At 60.3% G+C, this 19,838-nt stretch carries 15 protein-coding genes; 12 read left to right on the top strand and 3 right to left on the bottom strand.

Features of this window, described 5'->3' with window-relative positions; all coding sequences use genetic code 11:
• The 12 genes from AWT76_RS03300 to AWT76_RS03250 all read left to right on the top strand — a co-directional run bounded on the left by AWT76_RS03300 (position 1) and on the right by AWT76_RS03250 (position 13,567).
• Positions 1–1,014 carry an ATPase, T2SS/T4P/T4SS family gene (locus AWT76_RS03300; RefSeq protein WP_407071405.1) on the top strand — a complete coding sequence of 338 codons (1,014 nt, stop codon included), beginning with the start codon at positions 1–3 and terminating at the stop codon, positions 1,012–1,014.
• A complete protein-coding gene (locus AWT76_RS03295; RefSeq protein ID WP_141655859.1) occupies positions 1,011–1,481 on the top strand; it encodes a hypothetical protein in 471 nt (156 codons plus the stop codon). Before AWT76_RS03300 ends, AWT76_RS03295 begins: the two co-directional genes overlap by 4 nt.
• A 2-nt stretch (positions 1,482–1,483) precedes the next feature.
• The gene (locus tag AWT76_RS03290) at positions 1,484–2,491 is read left to right on the top strand and encodes a TrbL/VirB6 family protein (RefSeq protein WP_072244893.1); all 1,008 of its coding nucleotides are present in this window, start codon (positions 1,484–1,486) and stop codon (positions 2,489–2,491) included.
• Between the two features lie 2 nt (positions 2,492–2,493).
• On the top strand, positions 2,494–2,994 hold the full coding sequence (locus tag AWT76_RS03285; protein WP_072244892.1) for a DUF2726 domain-containing protein: 501 nt from the start codon (positions 2,494–2,496) through the stop codon (positions 2,992–2,994).
• Positions 2,995–3,362: 368 nt separating this feature from the next.
• Entirely contained in the window at positions 3,363–6,098 is a 2,736-nt protein-coding gene (locus AWT76_RS03280; protein WP_072244891.1) for a class I SAM-dependent DNA methyltransferase, read from the top strand.
• Positions 6,095–6,928: a hypothetical protein gene (locus tag AWT76_RS03275; RefSeq protein ID WP_072244890.1), complete on the top strand. Its 834-nt coding sequence runs from the start codon at positions 6,095–6,097 to the stop codon at positions 6,926–6,928. The genes AWT76_RS03280 and AWT76_RS03275 overlap by 4 nt, the downstream gene beginning before the upstream one ends.
• Positions 6,925–7,080, top strand: coding sequence for a hypothetical protein (locus AWT76_RS16845; RefSeq protein WP_176699317.1), 156 nt, complete (start codon positions 6,925–6,927; stop codon positions 7,078–7,080). The genes AWT76_RS03275 and AWT76_RS16845 overlap by 4 nt, the downstream gene beginning before the upstream one ends.
• Complete coding sequence (locus AWT76_RS03270; protein WP_082700077.1) at positions 7,077–8,549, top strand: ATP-binding protein; 1,473 nt, start codon at positions 7,077–7,079, stop codon at positions 8,547–8,549. Before AWT76_RS16845 ends, AWT76_RS03270 begins: the two co-directional genes overlap by 4 nt.
• A gap of 175 nt (positions 8,550–8,724) precedes the next feature.
• On the top strand, positions 8,725–10,773 hold the full coding sequence (locus AWT76_RS03265) for a DEAD/DEAH box helicase (protein ID WP_072244889.1): 2,049 nt from the start codon (positions 8,725–8,727) through the stop codon (positions 10,771–10,773).
• Complete coding sequence (locus tag AWT76_RS03260; RefSeq protein WP_072244888.1) at positions 10,766–11,968, top strand: GIY-YIG nuclease family protein; 1,203 nt, start codon at positions 10,766–10,768, stop codon at positions 11,966–11,968. Before AWT76_RS03265 ends, AWT76_RS03260 begins: the two co-directional genes overlap by 8 nt.
• Positions 11,969–12,988 carry a DUF4236 domain-containing protein gene (locus AWT76_RS03255; protein ID WP_072244887.1) on the top strand — a complete coding sequence of 340 codons (1,020 nt, stop codon included), beginning with the start codon at positions 11,969–11,971 and terminating at the stop codon, positions 12,986–12,988. It abuts the gene before it with no gap.
• Positions 12,989–13,078: 90 nt separating this feature from the next.
• Positions 13,079–13,567, top strand: coding sequence for a DUF7713 domain-containing protein (locus AWT76_RS03250; protein WP_141655858.1), 489 nt, complete (start codon positions 13,079–13,081; stop codon positions 13,565–13,567).
• A 193-nt stretch (positions 13,568–13,760) separates the two neighbouring features.
• Here AWT76_RS03250 and AWT76_RS03245 read toward each other — a convergent pair whose 3' ends face one another.
• The 3 genes from AWT76_RS03245 to mobC are packed head-to-tail and all read right to left on the bottom strand — an operon-like array spanning position 13,761 to position 19,324.
• Positions 13,761–15,800, bottom strand: coding sequence for a type IV secretory system conjugative DNA transfer family protein (locus tag AWT76_RS03245; RefSeq protein WP_072244885.1), 2,040 nt, complete (start codon positions 15,798–15,800; stop codon positions 13,761–13,763).
• Complete coding sequence (locus AWT76_RS03240) at positions 15,793–18,702, bottom strand: LPD7 domain-containing protein (RefSeq protein ID WP_176699321.1); 2,910 nt, start codon at positions 18,700–18,702, stop codon at positions 15,793–15,795. The genes AWT76_RS03245 and AWT76_RS03240 overlap by 8 nt, the downstream gene beginning before the upstream one ends.
• On the bottom strand, positions 18,692–19,324 hold the full coding sequence (gene mobC, locus AWT76_RS03235) for a plasmid mobilization relaxosome protein MobC (protein ID WP_218055468.1): 633 nt from the start codon (positions 19,322–19,324) through the stop codon (positions 18,692–18,694). The genes AWT76_RS03240 and mobC overlap by 11 nt, the downstream gene beginning before the upstream one ends.
• Positions 19,325–19,838 lie beyond the last annotated feature (514 nt).

Here is a 19,838-nt window from a genome sequence, read left to right as displayed (position 1 = left end):
ATGGACGCCCAGGCGGGCCACGGGCATAACAGCTATTTCGCGCAGGAAATGGAGCGGCTGGGGCCCATCGTGAAGGACCGAGGGCTGGTCGAGCTGTGTGTCAATCCCGATGGCCGCGTCTGGGTCGAGCTGCAAGGCGACAGCGCCATGCGCCTGAGCGCGCAAACCCTGTCGCAGACCGAAATGGGGGATCTGGCCAGCAACATCGCCTCGACCGGCAACAGCACGCTGGGGCGCAGCCGGCCGGTGATTTCGGGCTCGGTCCTCTATGAGGGGCGCGCCGTGCGCTATCAGGTCGTGGCCCCGCCCGTCGTCGATCACGGCCATTCCATCTCGATGCGGTTTTTCTCCAGCATTCCGCTCGAGGCGATTGCGCTGAAGTTTCTGCATGGCAAGGAAATCTCGCTGGGCGACCGGCGCGCGGCTTTGGGGCGCGAGCTGAAGGGGTTGGTTGCGAGTGGCGATCTCGATGCGGCTGCGCACTTTTGCATTGCCCACAAGCTGAACCTCATCGTTGCGGGCGGCACCTCGACCGGCAAGACCGTGCTGGCGCGCAAGCTGATTTCCTTCGTGCCGGAACATGAGCGCATCATCACCATCGAGGAAGCGGCGGAGCTGATCCCCACCCAGCCCAACACCGTCACGCTTCTCTCTGATCGGGACAACCCCCTACGCTCCACCGATGCGCTGCTCACATCCGCGCTGCGCATGCGCCCTGACCGGCTGATCGTGGGAGAGGTGCGCGGGGCCGAGGCCATGACGTTTCTGGAAGCCATCAACACTGGCCATGGCGGATCGATCACTACGCTCCATGCCGAGACCCCGCAGCTTGCGATCTCGCGCCTCGCCATTGCAGCGCTCAAATCCAACCTGCCGCTGACCTATGACAATATGTGCGCCTATATCGCCAATTCGATCGATGTGATCGTCCAGGCCGGGCGCAAGGACGGCGCGCGCGGCATCACCCAATTCTATTTCCCCGCTCTTCCCGATGAACAGGACCCCCGGATATGAAACACGCCCTCCTCGGCCTTGCGCTCTTTGTCGCGATGCCCGTTCTCGCGCAGACCGCGCCTGATTTGAATGATCTCGACCCGAACACCCTGCCGCCCGCGCAGGGCAATGCCCTCGATCTGACAGTCCCGCAGCTCTACACCGCGTCGGAGCCTGACCGCGAGGTCAATGGCTGCATCGTCCCCGGACGCCCCGACTGGCTGGTCGAGATGAACCCCGCGACGACGAATGAACGGGCGATGGTACATGCGATCTACAATCTGCGGTGGTCCAAGGCGGTCGTCGAGAATGAGGATTGCGCCTGCGCCCTGCGTTATCCCGATTGGGCAGATGTCATTGCAGAGTTCAATGAGAGCTACGCCGGGATGGACAAGCAGCAAATGTTTGATGTGCAGATGTCATATCGTTCCATGCATCATCAGCGCGTTGCGCGTGCTCGTGCCATTTGCCGTGAACAAAGCCGCTGAGCATGGGCATTGTCTCCTGGATTGTCGGTTCGGTCGAAGGCTATCTCGCCACTGCAGGTGAGACGGCTTTCGGGGCCTTGCTCGGCGCTGTCGGCACGATCGGCATGGCGATGGCAACGCTGGCCGTGGTGTTTGTCGCGCTCAATGCGATGCTGCAGGTCAAATCCATCGATCTGCGCACGGCCGTCATGCTGGGGGTCAAACTTGCTCTTGTCGGGATCTTTGCCCGCAACTGGGCCGAGTTCAATTCCGTGACCAATGCCATTGTCGGTGGCTCGGAACACCTTGCCGGCGTGATCGTCGGCGCGGCGGGCGGGCTCGGCGATGGGTCTGCCGGCCATTTCGCGCAGCAATTTGATGCAATCATTTCTGACTTGATCGACACCGCAAACAACATCGGCAGCGCAATGAATTGGGTCGGCGGGGCGTTTTTCACGACAATCGCCTTCATCATCCTTGCCGCCATGGGCGCGGCGGCTGGCCTGATGATCGTTTTCGCCAAGCTGATGATCACCTTCTATGTCAGCATCGCACCGATCATGATCACCATGTCCCTCCTGAACGCCACGAAAGACTATTTCCAGAACTGGCTCACCGGGATCATCAGCTATGCCTTCTACCCGATCGTGATTGCTGCCGTCTTCTCGGTCATCATCTCGATGAGCGACCAGATGGCCAGCAATGTGAATTCCGGCGATCTCGCGACCCTCGGTCAGGCCATCCCCTTCTTTGCCATGATCATCATGGCTTTTTTCGCGATATTCCTGATCCCCGTGATCATGCGCCAAATCACCGGAAATATTCAGCTGACATCTGCAATGAGCGGACCCATGGCCGCCCTCGGCACCCTCTCCGCCGCCCGCATGGCTGGACTTATGGGCCGGCCCGGGCCAGTGCAGCCCGCAGGCCCCGGCGCGGGTGGGGCAACGCGGGGGCCGGGGGGCAGTCCAGGGACCGCGTCGGCCGCGGCAACCCGCATGGCGCGCTCGGCACGTTTGACAGGGAGATGAACATGGAATTGACACCCGGCACATTTGTGCTGATCGCATTCGCGGTTGCCCTTGTCGTGATCCTCGCGGCGTTCATTTCCCGCAAGGGCGTCTTCGCGCCCCCGTTTGAACGCCGCCCCCTCATGAACCAGACGGAATTGCGGCTCTTCAAGATGCTGCGCGCGGAACTGCCTGCCGGCTGGTGCGTGACGTGCCAGGTCGCCTACGGGGCGTTCCTGCGCAATAAGAGCTATAAGCGCTACATGAGCATCAACTCAAAACGCGCGGATTTCGTGTTGCTGGACGCTGATCTGAATATCGCCCTGGTGATCGAGTATCAGGGCAAAGGCCATTTCGGGAACAGCCGCGACAGCCGCGCACGTGCCGAGAAAAGCGATACCGTCAAGCGGCAGGCACTGCGAGAGGCAGGGATTGAACTCGTCGAACTGCCCGCGAAATTTGATCGCGACATGGTGGCGGAAATGGTGCGGGGGCTGGTTTTGCAAGACAGTGCTGGATCGTAGCGCGCGGGTTTTACGGTCAAGCGCCCTGGGCAGCGGTGGCGGTCAAATGAGGTGGCCACATCGCCATCATCCTCGGTCAGTGCCTCAATAAACGAGAGCATGTCCAACCGTTCAACACGATCTTCGCCGATCATCATCATACCAAACACAGATTATGCTACACAAATGTGTATCCATTGGATACGCTAACAGCCGATGAAAGATGCTGGCCTCCGCATACGTATTGATCGAGACCTGCGAGAGCAGTTTCTCAAGGCGTGCCAGGCGGAAGACAAACCCGCAGCTCAGGTGCTGCGAGAGTTCATGCGCGCTTATGTGGCTGCGCGTGGACCCGACGGCGCAAGAGGAAAAGACAACGGGGTAGAACCTTGAACGCTGTTGAAATCGAACAAGCCGTTTCAGAACTTGCCGAGCAGCCGTTTAACGCGGCCGAGTTCCCCTATGCCTTTCTTCTGGCCTTCGGCAACAAGGACACCACCATAAAGCGCCTGCGCGATGGAGCGTCCAACAAGTCCGACATTGGCGGCGTCCTGCAGACCAGCAACATCCACCTGAAAACCTGTGCGCCGGGCGACATCGCGGCAACCCTCACTGCGCTGCGCGACAGCCCCGCCACCACCCGCGCCAAGGCGAAGTTCATCCTCGCCACCGATGGTACTGACCTTGAGGCCGAGGATATCATCACCGGCGAGACCATCGCCTGCCGCTACACCGATTTCCCCAACCATTTCGGCTTCTTCCTGCCGCTCGCCGGTATCTCCACCGTCAAGCAGATCCGCGAAAGCGCCTTTGACATCCGCGCGACCAGCCGCCTCAACCGGCTTTACGTCGAGCTGATCAAGGGCAACCCTGACTGGGGCAGCGCCGACAAACGCCAAGACATGAACCACTTCATGGCGCGGCTGATCTTCTGCTTCTTCGCCGAAGACACTGACATCTGCGTCAGCGACAACCTGTTCACCGCCACCATCGACCAGATGACCAACCGTGACGGGTCGAACACGCACGAAGTGATTGGCGAAATCTTCAGGGCCATGAACACGGCCATCCCCAAACGGGCCGAGGCCAGGCTGCCCCGCTGGGCAGATGCCTTTCCCTATGTGAACGGCGGGCTGTTCTCGGGCAGCACCGAGGTCCCGCGCTTTTCCAAGATCGCGCAGCGCTACCTGTCCCATATCGGCAGCCTCGACTGGACGCAGATCAACCCCGACATTTTTGGCTCCATGATCCAGGCCGTCGCGGATGAAGAGGAACGCTCGGTCCTCGGCATGCACTACACCTCGGTGCCGAACATCCTGAAGGTGCTGAACCCGCTCTTCCTTGATGATCTGCGCGCCGAGCTGGAGGCGGCGGGCGACAACGCGCGCAAGCTGGCCAATCTGCGCGCGCGCATGGCCAAGATCCGCGTCTTCGATCCCGCCTGCGGGTCGGGCAACTTCCTTGTCATCGCCTACAAGGAAATGCGCGCGCTGGAGTATGAGATCAACAAGCGGCGGGGCGAGCCGCTGCGCCGCAGCGACATTCCCCTGACCAACTATCGCGGGATCGAGTTGCGGGATTTCTCGGCCGAGATCGCGCGGCTGGCGCTGATCATCGCGGAATACCAGTGCGACGTGACCTATCGCGGCCAGAAAGAAGCCCTCGCAGAATTCCTGCCGCTGGACGCGCAGAACTGGATCACCTGCGGCAACGCCCTGCGGCTGGACTGGCTGTCCATCTGCCCGCCCACGGGGACGGGGGTGAAGTTTCAGGCTGATGACCTGTTCATGTCGCCGCTGGATCAGGCGCAGATCGACTTCGCGAACGAGGGGGGTGAGACCTATATCTGCGGGAACCCGCCTTACCGTGGAAGCAAGTGGCAATCGCCGGAGCAAAAAGAGGACATGGTGGTGGCATGGGCCAAGCACTCCAAGCTGGCAAAGACCACAGATTTTGTAGCGGGCTGGATCGCTAAGTATTTGGATTATGTCCAAGCGGTTCCCAACGCTGTGGCGGCTTTCGTGACCACAAACAGTATTTGCCAAGGTCAACAGGCGTCTGAAATATGGCCGGTCGCCTTCAAGCGAGGCACCGAAATCCGTTTTGCCCATGTTCCCTTCAAGTGGAGCAATTTGGCTAGCCACAATGCAGGGGTGACAGTGATTATCGTTGGGCTTGCGCAGTCGTCGACAGGCCCAAAGTTACTCTATGACGGAGAAACAGTGCGCGAATGTGTGGGCATTGGACCTTATTTGGTTCCTAACCAACTGGCGGCAATTGTTAAATCTAACGAACCTCTTGGGCAACAAGCCAAAATGTTGTTCGGCAATATGCCTCGTGATGGCGGCCACCTTTTCCTAAGTTCAGAAGAAGCCTTTGAACTCCGAAAGGACACCAGCATTGCGCACATGGTTCGTCACTTTGTGGGTTCCGAAGAGCTAATAAACGGCAAACAGCGTTACTGCCTGTGGATCGAAGCTGACGAGGTTGAAATCGCACAACGCAATGCGTTCATCGCGGATCGCCTGAATAAAGTCGCAGCAAATCGATTAGAGTCGCCTGCGCAATCAACGAAGGAATTTTCCAACAAACCCTATCGCTTCGTCCAGATTGCTGGTCGCTCTGAACAAAACGCAATTGTTGTCCCGCGCGTTTCATCCGAAAATCGTGATTTTCTACCAGTGGATTATCTCACAAGCGATTTTATCATTGGCGACCGGAACTTTGCCCTCTACGACGCCCCACTTTGGAACATGGCGCTGATCGCCTCGCGCCTGCATTGGGTCTGGATCGGCACGGTCTGCGTGCGGATGCGGACCGACTTCAGCTACTCCAACACCCTCGGCTGGAACACCTTCCCCGTCCCCAAATTAACTGAAAAGAACCGCGCCGACCTGACAGCGGCGGCGGAAGGCATCCTTCTGGCCCGCGAGGCGCATTTCCCCGCCACCATCGCCGACCTCTACGACCCCGAAAAAATGCCCGAGGGCCTCCGCGCCGCGCATGACCACAACGACGAGGTGCTGGAACGCATCTACATCGGCCGCCGCTTCCGCAACGACACCGAACGGCTGGAAAAACTGTTCGAGATGTACACGAGGATGACCACGAAGGTGGCGGTATGAGCACCCTTACAGACATCGAAAAGCGCTACTTGGAGAAGCTGCTAGATATGGGCGGCGGCTACGTACTTGATTACTCGGATGCAAGCTATGGAGAATTTTTCAAGCGCCATGGCATAAATATTCATGGGATGAAGTATCATACTTACGGTACTTCCAAGGCCAAAAAGATGCGAGCGTTCTGGGAGCAGGAGGCAGATAGCCTCGTTGGTAGAGTTTTGTCTGAAATGATGGACTCTTACGAGGCTGATGGCGAACTTAATGGTCGTGAAATCAACAAGCCTGTTTTGGAGAAAGGGCGCGCTATTACAGAACGCCTCTTGGGAAAGTTAACTGAGAAAAGCCCCAGGCAAACACTTGACGATTTTTTACACCAAGAATTCACTATCCCTAATGTACAAAATTTACCCGTGGAGGCTCAGGCGGTACCAATTATTCAAGGCCGCCTCGATGAAGCGCGAACCGCGATGGGGGCAGGTGCATACTTATCCGTAATTTTTCTGTGTGGCAGCGTGTTGGAGGCGGTTTTGCTGGGAGCAGCACAGAAGGAGCCGGGCCGCTTCAACAAAGCTGGGTCCAGTCCGAAAGGTAAAGACGGTGGCGTTCGGAAGTTTCATGAGTGGAGTCTCGCACAGTTCATTGATGTTTCTTGCGAAATTGGCATTCTGAAGCCTGATGTGAAAAAATTCAGTCACGGTCTGCGCGATTTTAGAAATTACATTCATCCATATGAGCAAATGGTCTCTGGTTTCGCTCCGGATGAGCACACTGCCAAGGTCTGCTTTCAAGTTTTGAAAGCGGCACTTGCAAGCGTGGCAGGGGAACGTCGATGACAAGTATCAACAGTATTCCCTCCCTCTCCGTGAAATACGCCGCCAATGGCAGTTCGACCAAATCGAACGACGTGGGCATGCGGGCGATGCAGGATCGCGCCAGTGAGAAGGGGCGGTCGGTCGTGATGGGTCAGAAAGTGCACACACCATGACGCTTGACCCAGTCATGAGTGCGGAACGCACCCGCAAGCTGGTGGACGATCTGCGCGCCAAGCCAGCGGAAACCACCTGGATCGAGTTCAAGGAAAACAATGCCGACGGACCATTGATCGGCAAGTTGATCTCGGCCTTGTCCAACGCTGCACGGCTGGCCGATCAGCACTTCGCCTATGTGGTCTGGGGGGTGAGAGACGGTGATCATGCGGTTGTCGGCACGGTTTTTGAGCCGACAGTGAAGAAGGAGAAGGGGCAGCCGCTCGAGTTGTGGATTGCGAACCACCTGTCACCAAGCATCGAGTTCCGTTTCGAAGAAGTCGATCACGTTGCGGGGCGCCTGATCCTGCTGACCATTCCCGCCGCCGCAACCGCCCCGGTAGAATTCGACCGCACAGCCTATTTGCGCATCGGCAGCGCAACGCCGCGCCTTTCTGATCATCCGGAACGCCTGCGCGCGCTTTGGGCAAAGTTGCAGCCTTACGCTTGGGAGACTGGGGTGGCGGCGCAGTTTTTGACCGGTGACGAGGTTTTGACGTGTTTGAACTACGCCAACTATTTCGATCTCACCGCCCAGCCCTTGCCGGATAACCGAAAAGGGATTTTCGATAAGTTGTTGGCCGATCGCCTTATTCAGAAGGATGTAGGCGACAGGTGGAATATCACCAATCTAGGTGCGATCCTGTATGCTAAAAAGCTTGCCGATTTCGGTCCATCTGTAGAACGCAAAGGCGTCCGGTTCGTAGCTTATGCTGGCACCGGACGAGCTGATGCTGTGAACCACCGCCAGGATGGCCAGCGCGGCTATGCAGCGGGATTTCAAGGGCTGGTGGATTACATCGACGGCCTTCTGCCTCGCAACGAACTGATCGGAAAAGCATTCCGCGAGGAGCGACCACTTTACCCGTCGATAGCGATCCGCGAATTGATCGCCAACGCATTGATCCACCAAGACATGACAATCACCGGTGCGGGACCACTCATCGAGTTGTTCAGTGATCGAATGGAGATCACGAACCCGGGCGCCCCCTTGGTCAGCCCCGACCGGTTTTTGGACTCGCCGCCGCGTTCCCGAAATGAAGCCCTTGCGTCATTGATGCGGCGGATGAAGCTTTGCGAAGAACAAGGCACCGGCATCGACAAGGTGATCTCGGCAGTTGAGCTACACCAGTTGCCACCACCGGATTTCCGCATGGAGGGAGACGCCGTGCGCGTGGTTCTGTTTGCACCACGCCGATTTGCGGACATGACACCGGAAGAAGCCGTGCGAGCGTGTTACCAACATGCCGCGCTCAAATACGTAGGCGGTCAGAAGATGACGAACGCGACACTTCGGGAGCGGCTTGGCATCGACGACCAGAACGCTGCACAGGCGTCACGGGTTATTCGCGCAACGCTGGATTCTGGTCTGATCCGTCCTGCGGATGCTGAACGCCCTCGTGCTGGCTATGTCCCGTCGTGGGCGTGATAGGGACAACATTTGATCGGGTTTTGATTGTGCGTATGTGGGCTGGAGGGCATAAATTGGAAAATACATATAAATCATACTGTTGCGACAGGCAGGGTGCTGTATGGCTACTTGATCGGGTTTTGATTTCCTGGCCCAAAGCGAAGGATCCCGCACTCAACAGAAAGAACGCAATATGACCAAAGGTGTTCCCTCCGTCTCCGTCAAATACGCCGCCAATGGCAGCTCGACCAAGTCGAACGAACTCGGCATGCGTGCGATGCAGGAACGCGCCTATGAAAAGCGGGGCGAGCAATACCTGCTGATCAAATCGCCCCCGGCCTCGGGCAAAAGCCGCGCGCTGATGTTCATCGCGCTCGACAAGCTGCACAATCAGGGCCTGCGTCAGGCCATCGTCGTGGTGCCGGAGAAGTCCATCGGGTCCAGCTTCAACGACGAGCCGCTGAGCAAGTATGGCTTCTGGGCCGATTGGGAGGTGAAGCCGCAATGGAATCTGTGCAACGCGCCGGGCGGGGATGATGGCAAGGTTGGCGCGGTCGGTAAGTTCCTTGCGAGCGACGACAAGGTGCTGGTCTGCACCCATGCGACCTTCCGCTTCGCCGTCGACAAGTTCGGGATCGAAGCCTTCGACGACCGGCTGATTGCGGTGGATGAATTCCACCATGTATCAGCCAACCCCGACAACAGGCTGGGAACGCATCTGGGCGCGCTGGTCGCCCGCGACAAGGTGCATCTGGTGGCGATGACCGGATCGTATTTCCGCGGCGATGCCGAGGCAGTCCTGTCGCCCGAGGACGAGGCGCGGTTCGACACGGTTACCTATACCTATTACGAGCAGCTTAACGGCTACAAATACCTCAAGACGCTCGATATCGGGTATTTCTTCTATTCGGGGTCCTATGCGGATGATATCCTCAACGTGCTGGATCCGAACGAGAAGACCATCCTGCACATCCCGAATGTGAACTCGCGCGAAAGCACGAAGGACAAGCACCGCGAGGTCGAGCATATCATCGATGCTCTGGGCGACTGGCAGGGAACCGATCCCGCCACTGGGTTTCAGCTTGTCAAGACGCCGGAGGGACGCGTGCTGCGCATCGCCGATCTGGTGGATGATGAACCGGCCAAGCGGGACAAGGTTTCCGCCGCGCTGAAGGACCCCGCGCAGAAGAACAACCGCGACCATGTCGACATCATCATTGCCCTGGGGATGGCGAAGGAAGGGTTCGACTGGATCTGGTGCGAACACGCCCTGACGGTCGGCTATCGCGCAAGCCTGACCGAGATCGTGCAGATCATCGGCCGCGCCACCCGCGACGCTGAGGGCAAGGCGCGGGCGCGATTCACCAACCTGATCGCCGAGCCTGACGCCGCGGCCGAGGCCGTGACCGAGGCGGTGAACGATACGCTGAAAGCGATCGCCGCGAGCCTGCTGATGGAGCAGGTGCTGGCCCCGCGTTTCAACTTCACGCCCAAAAGCCCGCAATCGGGGCCGGTCGAGGGGTTTGACTATGGTGAAGGGGGGTATGACCCCGCAAAGGAAAACGTCGGATTCAATGAGGCAAGTGGCCAGTTCCAGATCGAGATCAAGGGGCTGGTCGCGCCCAAGAGCAAAGAGGCCAGGCGCATCTGCCAGGAAGATCTGAACGAGGTAATCACGGCCTTCGTGCAGGACAAGACCACGATTGAGCGCGGGCTGTTTGATGAAGAACTGGTCCCCGAAGAACTGACCCAAGTGCGCATGGGCAAGATTGTCGCCGCGCGGTTTCCCGAACTGGATACCGAGGATCAGGAGGCCGTGCGCCAGCATGCAGTGGCCGCGCTGAACCTGACCCAGAAGGCCAAGGAAATTGCGCTGGCAGGCGGTGATGATGGCGAAGTATCGGCCAACACGGCGCTGATCGACGGGGTGCGCAAATTCGCCATGGATGTGCGCGAGCTGGATATTGATCTGATCGACCGGATCAACCCATTTGGGGAAGCCTATGCGATTCTCGCCAAGACCATGAGCGAGGAAAGCCTGAGGCAAGTTGCTGCGGTGATTACTGCGAAGAAAGTGCAGCTGACACCTGAGGAGGCGCGCGCGCTGGCCAAACGTGCAGCGGCATTCAAGCAGGAACGGGGACGATTGCCGTCGATCACATCGGCGGACCCATGGGAGAAGAAAATGGCCGAAGGGGTGGCCTACCTTATCCGCATGAAACAGGAGGCCGCCAATGGCTAACGGCTTCACAGATGAAGATGACGCCCTACTGGCCGAACTGGGCGTCGAGGTCGAGACGAAAAAGCAAGTCTCCCGCACCCCGCGTGAAGAGCGGATCATCGCAGGCTTTGAAGAAATTCAGCGTTTTGTCGATGAGCACGGCCGCCGCCCGCAGCATGGCGAGGATCGCGATATCTTCGAGCGCCTGTATGCAGTCCGCCTTGACCGGATTGCCGAGTTACAGGAATGCCGCGACCTGATTGAGCCTATGGATCATCAGGGAATGCTGAATGGCACGCCACTCGCGCAGTCCAGTGATACGGAAGAGATGGATGACGACGCGCTGCTCGGCGCGCTCGGGATCGAGGTTGAAGCGCCAGCGATCACAGAACTGAAGCATGTTCGATCGACTGCGGAGAAAAAGGCGGCGGAAGAAATAGCCAACCGCGACCGCTGCGAGGATTTCGCGCGTTTCAAGCCTCTGTTCGAGCAGGTGCAGAAGGAGCTGGACACCGGCTTGCGCGAGGCACGGAAATTCGAGCTGAAATCGGAAATCGAGCCCGGCCGCTTCTTCATCGTGGGTGGGCAGAAAGCCTATGTCGCCGAAATGGGGGAAATGAAGCTCACGGATCAGGGGCGCACGGATGCGCGGCTGAGGGTGATTTTCGACAACGGCACCGAAAGTAATATGCTGATGCGATCGCTGCAGCGGGCCCTGAACGCAGATGGCGACGCAGGGCGGCGCATATCAGAACCGCATGCCGGACCCCTGTTCTCAGATCAGACGATAGATGGGGATGAGGCCAGCGGCATCATCTATGTGCTGCGCAGCAAATCCGATCACCCACGGGTGGCCGAGAACCGCGATCTGGTACATAAGATTGGTGTGACCAATATGAGCGTCGAAAAGCGCATCGCGGGCGCACAGCTGCAGCCGACATTCCTGATGGCCAATGTCGAGATTGTCGCCACCTATGAGCTGTACAACATCAACCCCACCCGCCTCGAAAACCTGATCCATCGCATCTTTGAACCAGCACGGCTCGATATCGAGATTATGGATCGCTTCGGGCGGCCTGTGGCCCCAAAGGAATGGTTTTTGGTGCCACTCTTTGCGATCAGCGATGCTGTCGAGAAAATCAAGGACGGTACCATTGCCGGTTTCGTCTACGACCCCACTCAGGCGAAACTCGTCCAGCGATCAGGGGGGGTGTAATTGGCTTTTCGTTTCTGGCGGCGCGTTCGTCTGGCCCCCGGTGTCACACTCAACCTGTCGAAATCGAACGCGTCGCTGTCCTTCGGGCCACGTGGTGCGAAATACACCATCAGCCCGCGCGGCAATCGCGCGACAGCGGGCCTGCCCGGAACCGGGCTGTTCTATACGGTCCATGACCGAAAGCGCGCCGGGCGCGGTGGGGTGGCGCCTGCGCCATCTGTGCCGCAGCGCGACCGGCTGAAGCTAGGGTTCTTCCAGCGCCTGATGACCCCGGCCGAGGAAAAGCGGTTCATCGACGGTATCCGCGCGCTGAATGACGGTAATCAGGATGCCGCGCTGACGGCGCTGGAGGAGGCAGGCGATCTGCCCGATGCCGCCTGGATGGCCGGGATGATCCGCCTGCGGCGCGAGGAACTCGACCGCGCCAGGGCGCATTTCGAACACGCGTTGGCCCGTCTGGGGAATCTGGGCACGCTGTTTGCCAAATACGAGATTGCTGCACAGGCCAGCCTTCCGATCACATCCGACATCTTCGCCCATGTCTTCCCGCGTGAACGCGGCACTCGGCTGGCGCTGGTGGAAATCGCACAGCTTGAGGGCCGCCATGCCGACGCGATGGGGCATATCGCGCGGCTGATGGAGATTGATGCGACTGATCCGGTGGTGCTGCTGTCCTTCGCAGAGCTGGCGCTCGACACCACGGATGACCGCGCGTTGATGGACCGCGTGGTCCGCGCCACTGTGCATGTCGAAAACGAAACACCCGTCGATACGGCGATCCTGCTTTATCGCGGCCGCGCACTTGCGGCGCTGGGAATCCCCGATGCTGCGATCGACGTGTTCACACTTGCCAACCGTCGCCGGAAGGACCGGCCTGAGGGCTTGTTGCATCAGATTCGCTATGACCGGGCGGTGCTTTATGATCAGGTTGGCCGCAAGGCGCAGGCACGGCGCGAATTCGAGCGTCTATATGCCGAAGACCCTGATTTTGAGGATGTTCGTGCAAGGCTGACCTTATGAATGCGGATGTCGGAGCCACCTGCGCGAACATGGAACACCATTGCGCCAAAGTCGTGACCACATAACCTCTCATTCAATTGGAGACCCATCTTGCGCTTTCGACGTCCACCACAATCCTCGATCGATCAGGTGCACATTTCGCGAGACGGGGAGGTTGCGATCATCGAGTTCGCAGATCCTGCCTATGGGACAGTGAATCTGACGCTGGGCCCCGAGATCAATACTCTAACGGATCACGAAATCCTTGACGTGTACAATGATATCGTTGCCGCACAAGAGGCGAGCATTGCCGACCCGGCGAATCGTCCAATTGAAATCCCGAAAGGACGGCCGCAAATTGAATGGCTGGAGGATTTTCAACAATGGTCAGCACGTGGCCACGTCCTTAAATGTGAGGTGTCAGATACCGAAGACGGCAATCTTGTCTTTTATTTCGACGACAAGGAGCTGGATGCAGAGGCGTTCCTGCAATTGATCCGGCCGTTCGCAGGATGGGGGATGCGCGTCACATTCATGGACGAATCCCAAATACATGATGAGCCGGTAGTGATCGTGCGCGACCCGGATGACGACACCTGAACACTGACGATAGACGTCTTGATGTGGCCACCGTGATCCCCCCAAACAGCAATTCAGAAAAAGCCGCCCCATCCCGACGAATTGCAACGGATGACTCCGTGCGAAATATAGACTGAATGTCGTGTAGATCAGATGCCCGCTTCGCGGCCCACCGCACCGCTGACGCGTTGTGGTGGGCCGCTCAGAAGGCTTCTCATGCAGCGGCACTCCCGGCGTCACCCCCCAGAATATCGGCGATACGTTCAACTGCAGCGCAGTTCTCGGGGGTTGGCGAGATGAGCTTTGCTTTGCTCAGGATCTGACTGCTGCGCCCGCTGCGCCGTTTCAGGAGCGGTGTGGCGGTCTTGGCACGCTCAAAAATCGGCTTTGGTGCCTTGGCAGGATCGAAGCCGGAGATGTCGATGATCTTTGCCGCCATCAACAGCCCGCTCACGCGGCGTGGCCTTGGGGTGGGTGCTGTGGCGGGCGGGGGTGCGGCCACAGCGCCCGCCCCCACCCGCTGTGCAGCAATCATGCCTTCGGTCTGCCGCTGCACGATGGCGACCATCCTATCATCGATCTCGGCCGCGTCCTGTGCATTCAGCTTGCCCCCGAGCGGCAATGGGTAGTCGCCTGTCTGCCCTTCAAACAGATGCCGGAGCTTCGCGTCCTCATAGTATTTGATCCGCTTGGCGCGGGCGGGGTGCTGGCCATCGATCACGAGGATGATGTCATCAAGATCGAGCCGCGCGGCCTCGTCTTCGGTAAGCAATGGCCGTTCTTCGGTGCGCTCGCTGAGATTGGTGTCGAACATGCCCCGCCCCATGGCGCGCGATTTCGACACCACACGCTTGGTGGTCATGCCCACGCCTTCGCTCACCTCGGTGACCGTGCGCTTCTCGGAGGGGGTCATGTAGAGCTTGACCCCGGCCCCACCCTGCAGCGAGAGGCGGGTGTTTTCTCCATAGATCTCGTCGAGCGCCGGGATGGTCTGGGTGATGATCGCCAGATGGCCGCCGTAAGACCGCAGGGTCTTGATGCTTTCGGCCACGATCGGCATCTTGCCCAGCCGGTCGAATTCATCGAGCATGATCATCACGGGCCAGGGCTCGTCCTCGCCCGGCTCGTGGTCCTGCAAGCTGGCGATCAGGTCGGAGAAGAAGAGCCGGATCAGCGGCGCCAAGGGCCGGATATTGTCGGGCGAGACCACCAGATAGACGGTCTGCGGCTTGCGCCGGAAGGTTGAGAAATCGAAATCCGACACAGCGGTCGCGCGGTCAATGGTCGGGTTGTCCCACGCACTCAGCCCGGAGGTCATCAGAAGCGAGAGATAGGAGGTCAGGGTGCGGTCATTGGTCGAGGCCATGCGCTCAAAAATAAGCCGCGCAGAGGGGCTGCGGACTTCCTCGGCATAGCCTGCATATTGCTTGTTCTTGTCGCCCCCCGAAGAGGCCAGGCGGTAGATTTCGCCAATGGTGGGCAGGTTGCATTCCATCGCGAGGATCCCGCAGGCGACAAAGAGATCGATGCCGCCCTCGAGCAGGCCCTTGGCATTCTCGCCATCGGCCTGCAGGAACAGATTGGCCGTCTTGCGCAACTCCATCTGCCGCTGGTCGGGATTGGGGAGCGCCGCGATGCGCTGCAGGGGGTTGTAGCGATGCGTGGGGCGGTCCCAATCGACCGGGGCAAAGCGCCAGACCTTGTCACCACGCGCGCGGCGCTTGCGCGAGGTCTTGTCGAAATTCTCGCCCTTCACATCGAGCACCACGGCGGAGCCGACAAAGCACAAAAGGTTTGGGATCACAAAGCCCGTGCCCTTGCCGCGCCCTGTGGGGGCGACAACCAGACAATGCGGGAAGGTGGTGGAGCAGAGAAACTTCGCGCTGGATTTGGGCTTGCCCATCTTGCCCAGCAGGAACCCGCGCCCGGGCTTTGCGAAAAAGCCGTTGCGCTTCAATTCGGGCCTTGTTTGCCAATGGGTCTCGCCAAAGCGGGTCAGACCCTCATGGACGACAAAGGACCCCAGCAGCAGCGTGCCCAGCGTGGCAAAGAGGAAGATCAGCCAGACCACCTGCCAGATATCGGGATGGTGGAGCCGGATCGCTTGCCAGTTCTGCACCAGGAGGCCCCAATCGAGGGTGGCGGCACTGCCGGTGAGTTTGAGCGCCAGATAGCCTGTGGCCAGAATATAGGCGAGCGAAAGCCCAAGCGCGGCAAAGAGGCCAAGGCCTGCCAGAACGCGTGTCTTAATCATGGCCGATCCCCCGGTCTTGCGCCGCATTGGCCGCACGCTCATTGAACCAGTCCTCGGTCACTTGTTTGAGCGCAGGCTGCGAGTTCCCCTCGGCCTTGAGATATTCGCGGGCAACAGACAGCTGGTCTTCGCGCGAGCCGACCCCCTCAAGCCCGGAGATATCGCCCTGCTTCAGGCGCGCGATCTCGTCGGGGGTCAGGCGTTCCTCTACGGCTGCGCGATAGGCCTCGGCGCGCTCGGCATCGGTTGGCGCGGGCAGCCTGGCCAGATCGGATTTCGCGGCGATCAGCACGCCGGCGGCGGCGGCAGTCGCAGCGGCGGTGCCAGTGCCAGCGGTAGTGCCCGTCGTGGTTCCAGTCGCGGTTCCTGTGCCGCGCTGGATATCCTGCGCCTCCCAGGCGCGCCGACTGCCCTGTTTCTCGCTCATGGCATTGGTCACGGGGTCACGCGTCGTAATGGTGACCGGCTCAGAGCGGGTTGAGGACAGGGTGACGGTGTCGCCCGTCTTCACCCCCTGATCGGCAAGCGCCTTGGCAACCCCCACACCCCAGACATCATGGCTGCGACCATTCTCGAGCTGCAAACGCACATAGGGCGACTCGGCCGCACCGGGGCGGTCGAGATAGGGGCGCGTGCCCTGCGCAAGGATGGTCCCGCGCACCCCCTGGCTGTAATCAATCCTGTCGCCCGAAGTGCTGGCGGTGGTGGTGCCCGCAGCATCGCGGGGAAGGTCACGCGTTGCGTCGCGCCCCTGGTCGACCGTCGCAGTGACAGGCCCGTCGGTGCGCTGCAGGCTGCGCGGGCGCTCCATGTCACTGCGACGTGTCGCCTCTTCAGCATCGCGCGCATTGGGCGTGTAGCCCGCGACCTTGATGCCCTTGGCTGCCCCCTCGATCCACATTTCGCGCCGGAAATCCTCTGGACCAGTCACTTTCATGGATGCCCAGCCACGATGGGCCGCGAGATTGACCATGTCGAGCGCTGTCGCCTTGTCGGCCGCCTTGGTGCTCAGCGTATCGCCAGTATCAACGATGGCGGCACGGGCATCATCGTAATGGCGGTAGAATTCTTGGCGGTCGCCCTGCTTGGTCACGACAAAGCGGTCGTAATAGCTTGCAGGGGTGTCCAGCGGGTCAAGGTCGCGCTTTGCGTCCGTGACATCACCCGCGCGCGCGGTGCCGGTTTCTTCGCTTTGTACGACCTTATTGTCCTGCGCAGACTTATCCGCTTGCGCTGCTCGTTCCCCTTGCTGCGCGCTTTCCACCTGCGGGACCACCCCCAGCACCTCGGCCTTTGCCTCAACGCGGGCCTGATCTTCGATGTCAAAGGACCGCGACGAGATCGATGCCCTGTCAAAGCCCTCGCGCCTCATATCCGCGATGGCATCCTGAATATTGCGGGAGGTCTTATCCTCAATGGCCTCGCGCTGCGCAGGCGTCAGATCGAGGCCGACATCCTCGCCGATCCGGTCATGCACACGGTCCACCTCTTCCAGCGCGCGGTCCAGATCCCCCTGTTTTGAGAGATCGAACCCGTGATGCGCCGCCACGCTGCGCAGGTCATCCAGCAGCCATTGTTGCTCCAGCGCGGAATTCGGCGCGCCCTCGCGCAGCCGGGCCATGATCGCATCCCCGCTGATCCCGCTGCCCTCCGCCGCCCCCCGGATCCGCCCTTCGCCCACGCGCGCGACATGTTCCATGGCGATAGCCGCGTTCTGCTTCGCATAAATGCCCTCCTCGCTGGGCGCGCCAGCCAACTCCTGATCGCGCGCCTCTGCAGGCAGTAGGGCGTCCAGTTTTGAAAGTGCATCGCTGAGGCGCGCCTCTTCTCGTGGGCGTTCGCCCGGCGCGGCTGCCGCAATCCGGTCCTCGGCCTCAGCCACGACCGTATCGAGGCGCTGCAGGGCCTGAGTGAACCGCTCTTGTTGTAACATCGGGATGGCTCCGTAATTTTGGGATTGAAGGCTGCGCCCGGCGCCGAGATCGGCGGCTGCGCGCTGAAGGTTTTGGGCGAGATCTGAGAGGCGCGTGTAAGACGCGATCTCGCCACGGGTGAAACGGGCATGATCGATGGCCTCGATCCCGCGCGCATGGGCAGCAAGCGCCGAATAACTCTCGGCATGGCGCGCGATCTGGGTGCGTGCATAGTCCAGATCAGCCCCCATGCGCGGGCGATCAGCCGTCCGGCCCCGGCGATAGTCAGCATCTGTGGGGGCGCGATGCAAAATGCCGCGCTGCAACCGGCTGGTGGCCTCAAGTGCCACGCCATGCGCCTGACCCAGTTCGACCAGGGCGTCCTTGTAGGTCTCGTAGCTGTGCTCGGTGCCCTGGCGCAGGGTGAAGAGCCGGCCATCCTCGCCGCGTCGGTTGACGACGATATGCGCATGTGGATGCGCGCGGTCGCTATGGGTGGCGGCGATATAGTCGAACTGCCCCTCAAAGAACCGCTCGCAAAATCGCGCGGTGATCGCCTGCACATCGCGACTGTCAGTGTCCTGGGGGAAAGACAGGATCAGATGCGCGGTCTGGCCCGCAGAGGTCATCCCCGCCCAGCCCTCGCTCCAGCGCAGGGCCGCCTCGCGCGCCTCATCCCCGGAAAGCGGCCCGCGCTGCTCATAGGTGCCCATGGAGTCAAACACCCGGTCTGCCTTGCCGGTCAGATACTCAAACTGATTGCCAAGCTGGCGGCTGTCATGGCACCCGCCCCCGCGCACCAGCTTCACGACCACCGCCCGGTTGCCCGCCGCCGCCCGCGCCATATGCTGATAGCTGCGGGTGCCGCCCCCGCGGCGTCCGAATGACTTTGGCGCAGGCTCATCGCCCCGCCCGCCCGGGCCCCGTGTCCAGCCCTCGTCGAACAGCGTGCCCATGGCCGCAGTCACGGCATCTGGCCTAGCCGACATGCGAAGCCTCCGGGGTCGCATCCCCTGCCATCGCATCGCCCACGATTGCCCGGAACGCCGCATCGCGCCCGCGCGCCTTGGCCCCGATCAGCACGGCCAGATGATCGCGCGACTGGGTTACAGCAGCATGCGTTGCGCGCAGCACCTCGACCTCGCGACGGCCCAGCTTGCGCGCCTCTGGCAACAGCCGCGGGTCATTCAGCCGCCGCGCAATCTGGTTGAGGTTTGATCCGATGGCCGACAATTCGCGGCGCAGCTCCCGGATGCCCTCGGCCAGCTCCGCATCGGCCCCGAGATATCCGGCAGGATGGCGAATGAAGGCGCGTAGCACCTTTGAGCGCTCATTTCCGCCAAGCCGCGCGATCAGCGCATCAAAGGCCCGGATATCCGCAACCGGCACCCGCGCGGTCACGGTCGCCGTCTCGGACCGGGCCTGAGCACGCGCCATCTGCACCCCGCGCGCAGTGTTGCGGATGGTCTGAACCGACACGCCATAGCGCACGGCCAGCGCTTTGGTCGAGATCCCTTGCCCCCGCGCCAGCGCAATCGCCTGGCGCTGTGCCGGGGTCAGGCGGGGCTTGCCCATCGCCTTGTCACGCGCGTTTGTGTTGTGTGTAGTCAATATCCATTTCCTGCTACATAACACCTCTGTCTTCCCCCTCTCGGGTAGGCAGATGCTGGAATCGCGTCAATACGAGATTCAACTGTCCGTTGTGCTGCGGTGTTATGGTTCTGGCCGAGACGGAGGCGGCGATGCCGCGCGGCTTTTGCTCAACACGACGCGTGCGAAATGGCCCGTTGCCGCGCCGCAGCGCCGTGCTGAGGGTGCAGGGGCGTGTTTTTTGGCGAAACTGCCCTGAGGGCCGCAAATCGCGCTGTTATCTTGAAAAAACAGGGCCTCCAGCAAAAAGCATCCAGCAAAAAACGATCAGCATCGAGCATATCGCAATCAGCATGTAGCAGAAAGCACGCAGCATATCGCATTCAGCATCCAGCGTTCAGCATGTAGCGCCAAGCATCCAAGCAAAGAGCGTTCAGCATAGAGCATGCAACGCGTAGCATTGAGCATTGAGCATTGAGCATTGAGCATCCAGCATATCGCATTGAACACCTCGCTCACTCCATCTAAAGTTGTG

Origin of the sequence: Roseibaca calidilacus, assembly GCF_001517585.1 — a bacterium.
Lineage (GTDB): Bacteria > Pseudomonadota > Alphaproteobacteria > Rhodobacterales > Rhodobacteraceae > Roseinatronobacter > Roseinatronobacter calidilacus.
The sequence above is the reverse complement of the archived record's forward strand: the minus strand, read 5'-3'. Positions and strand labels throughout refer to the sequence as shown.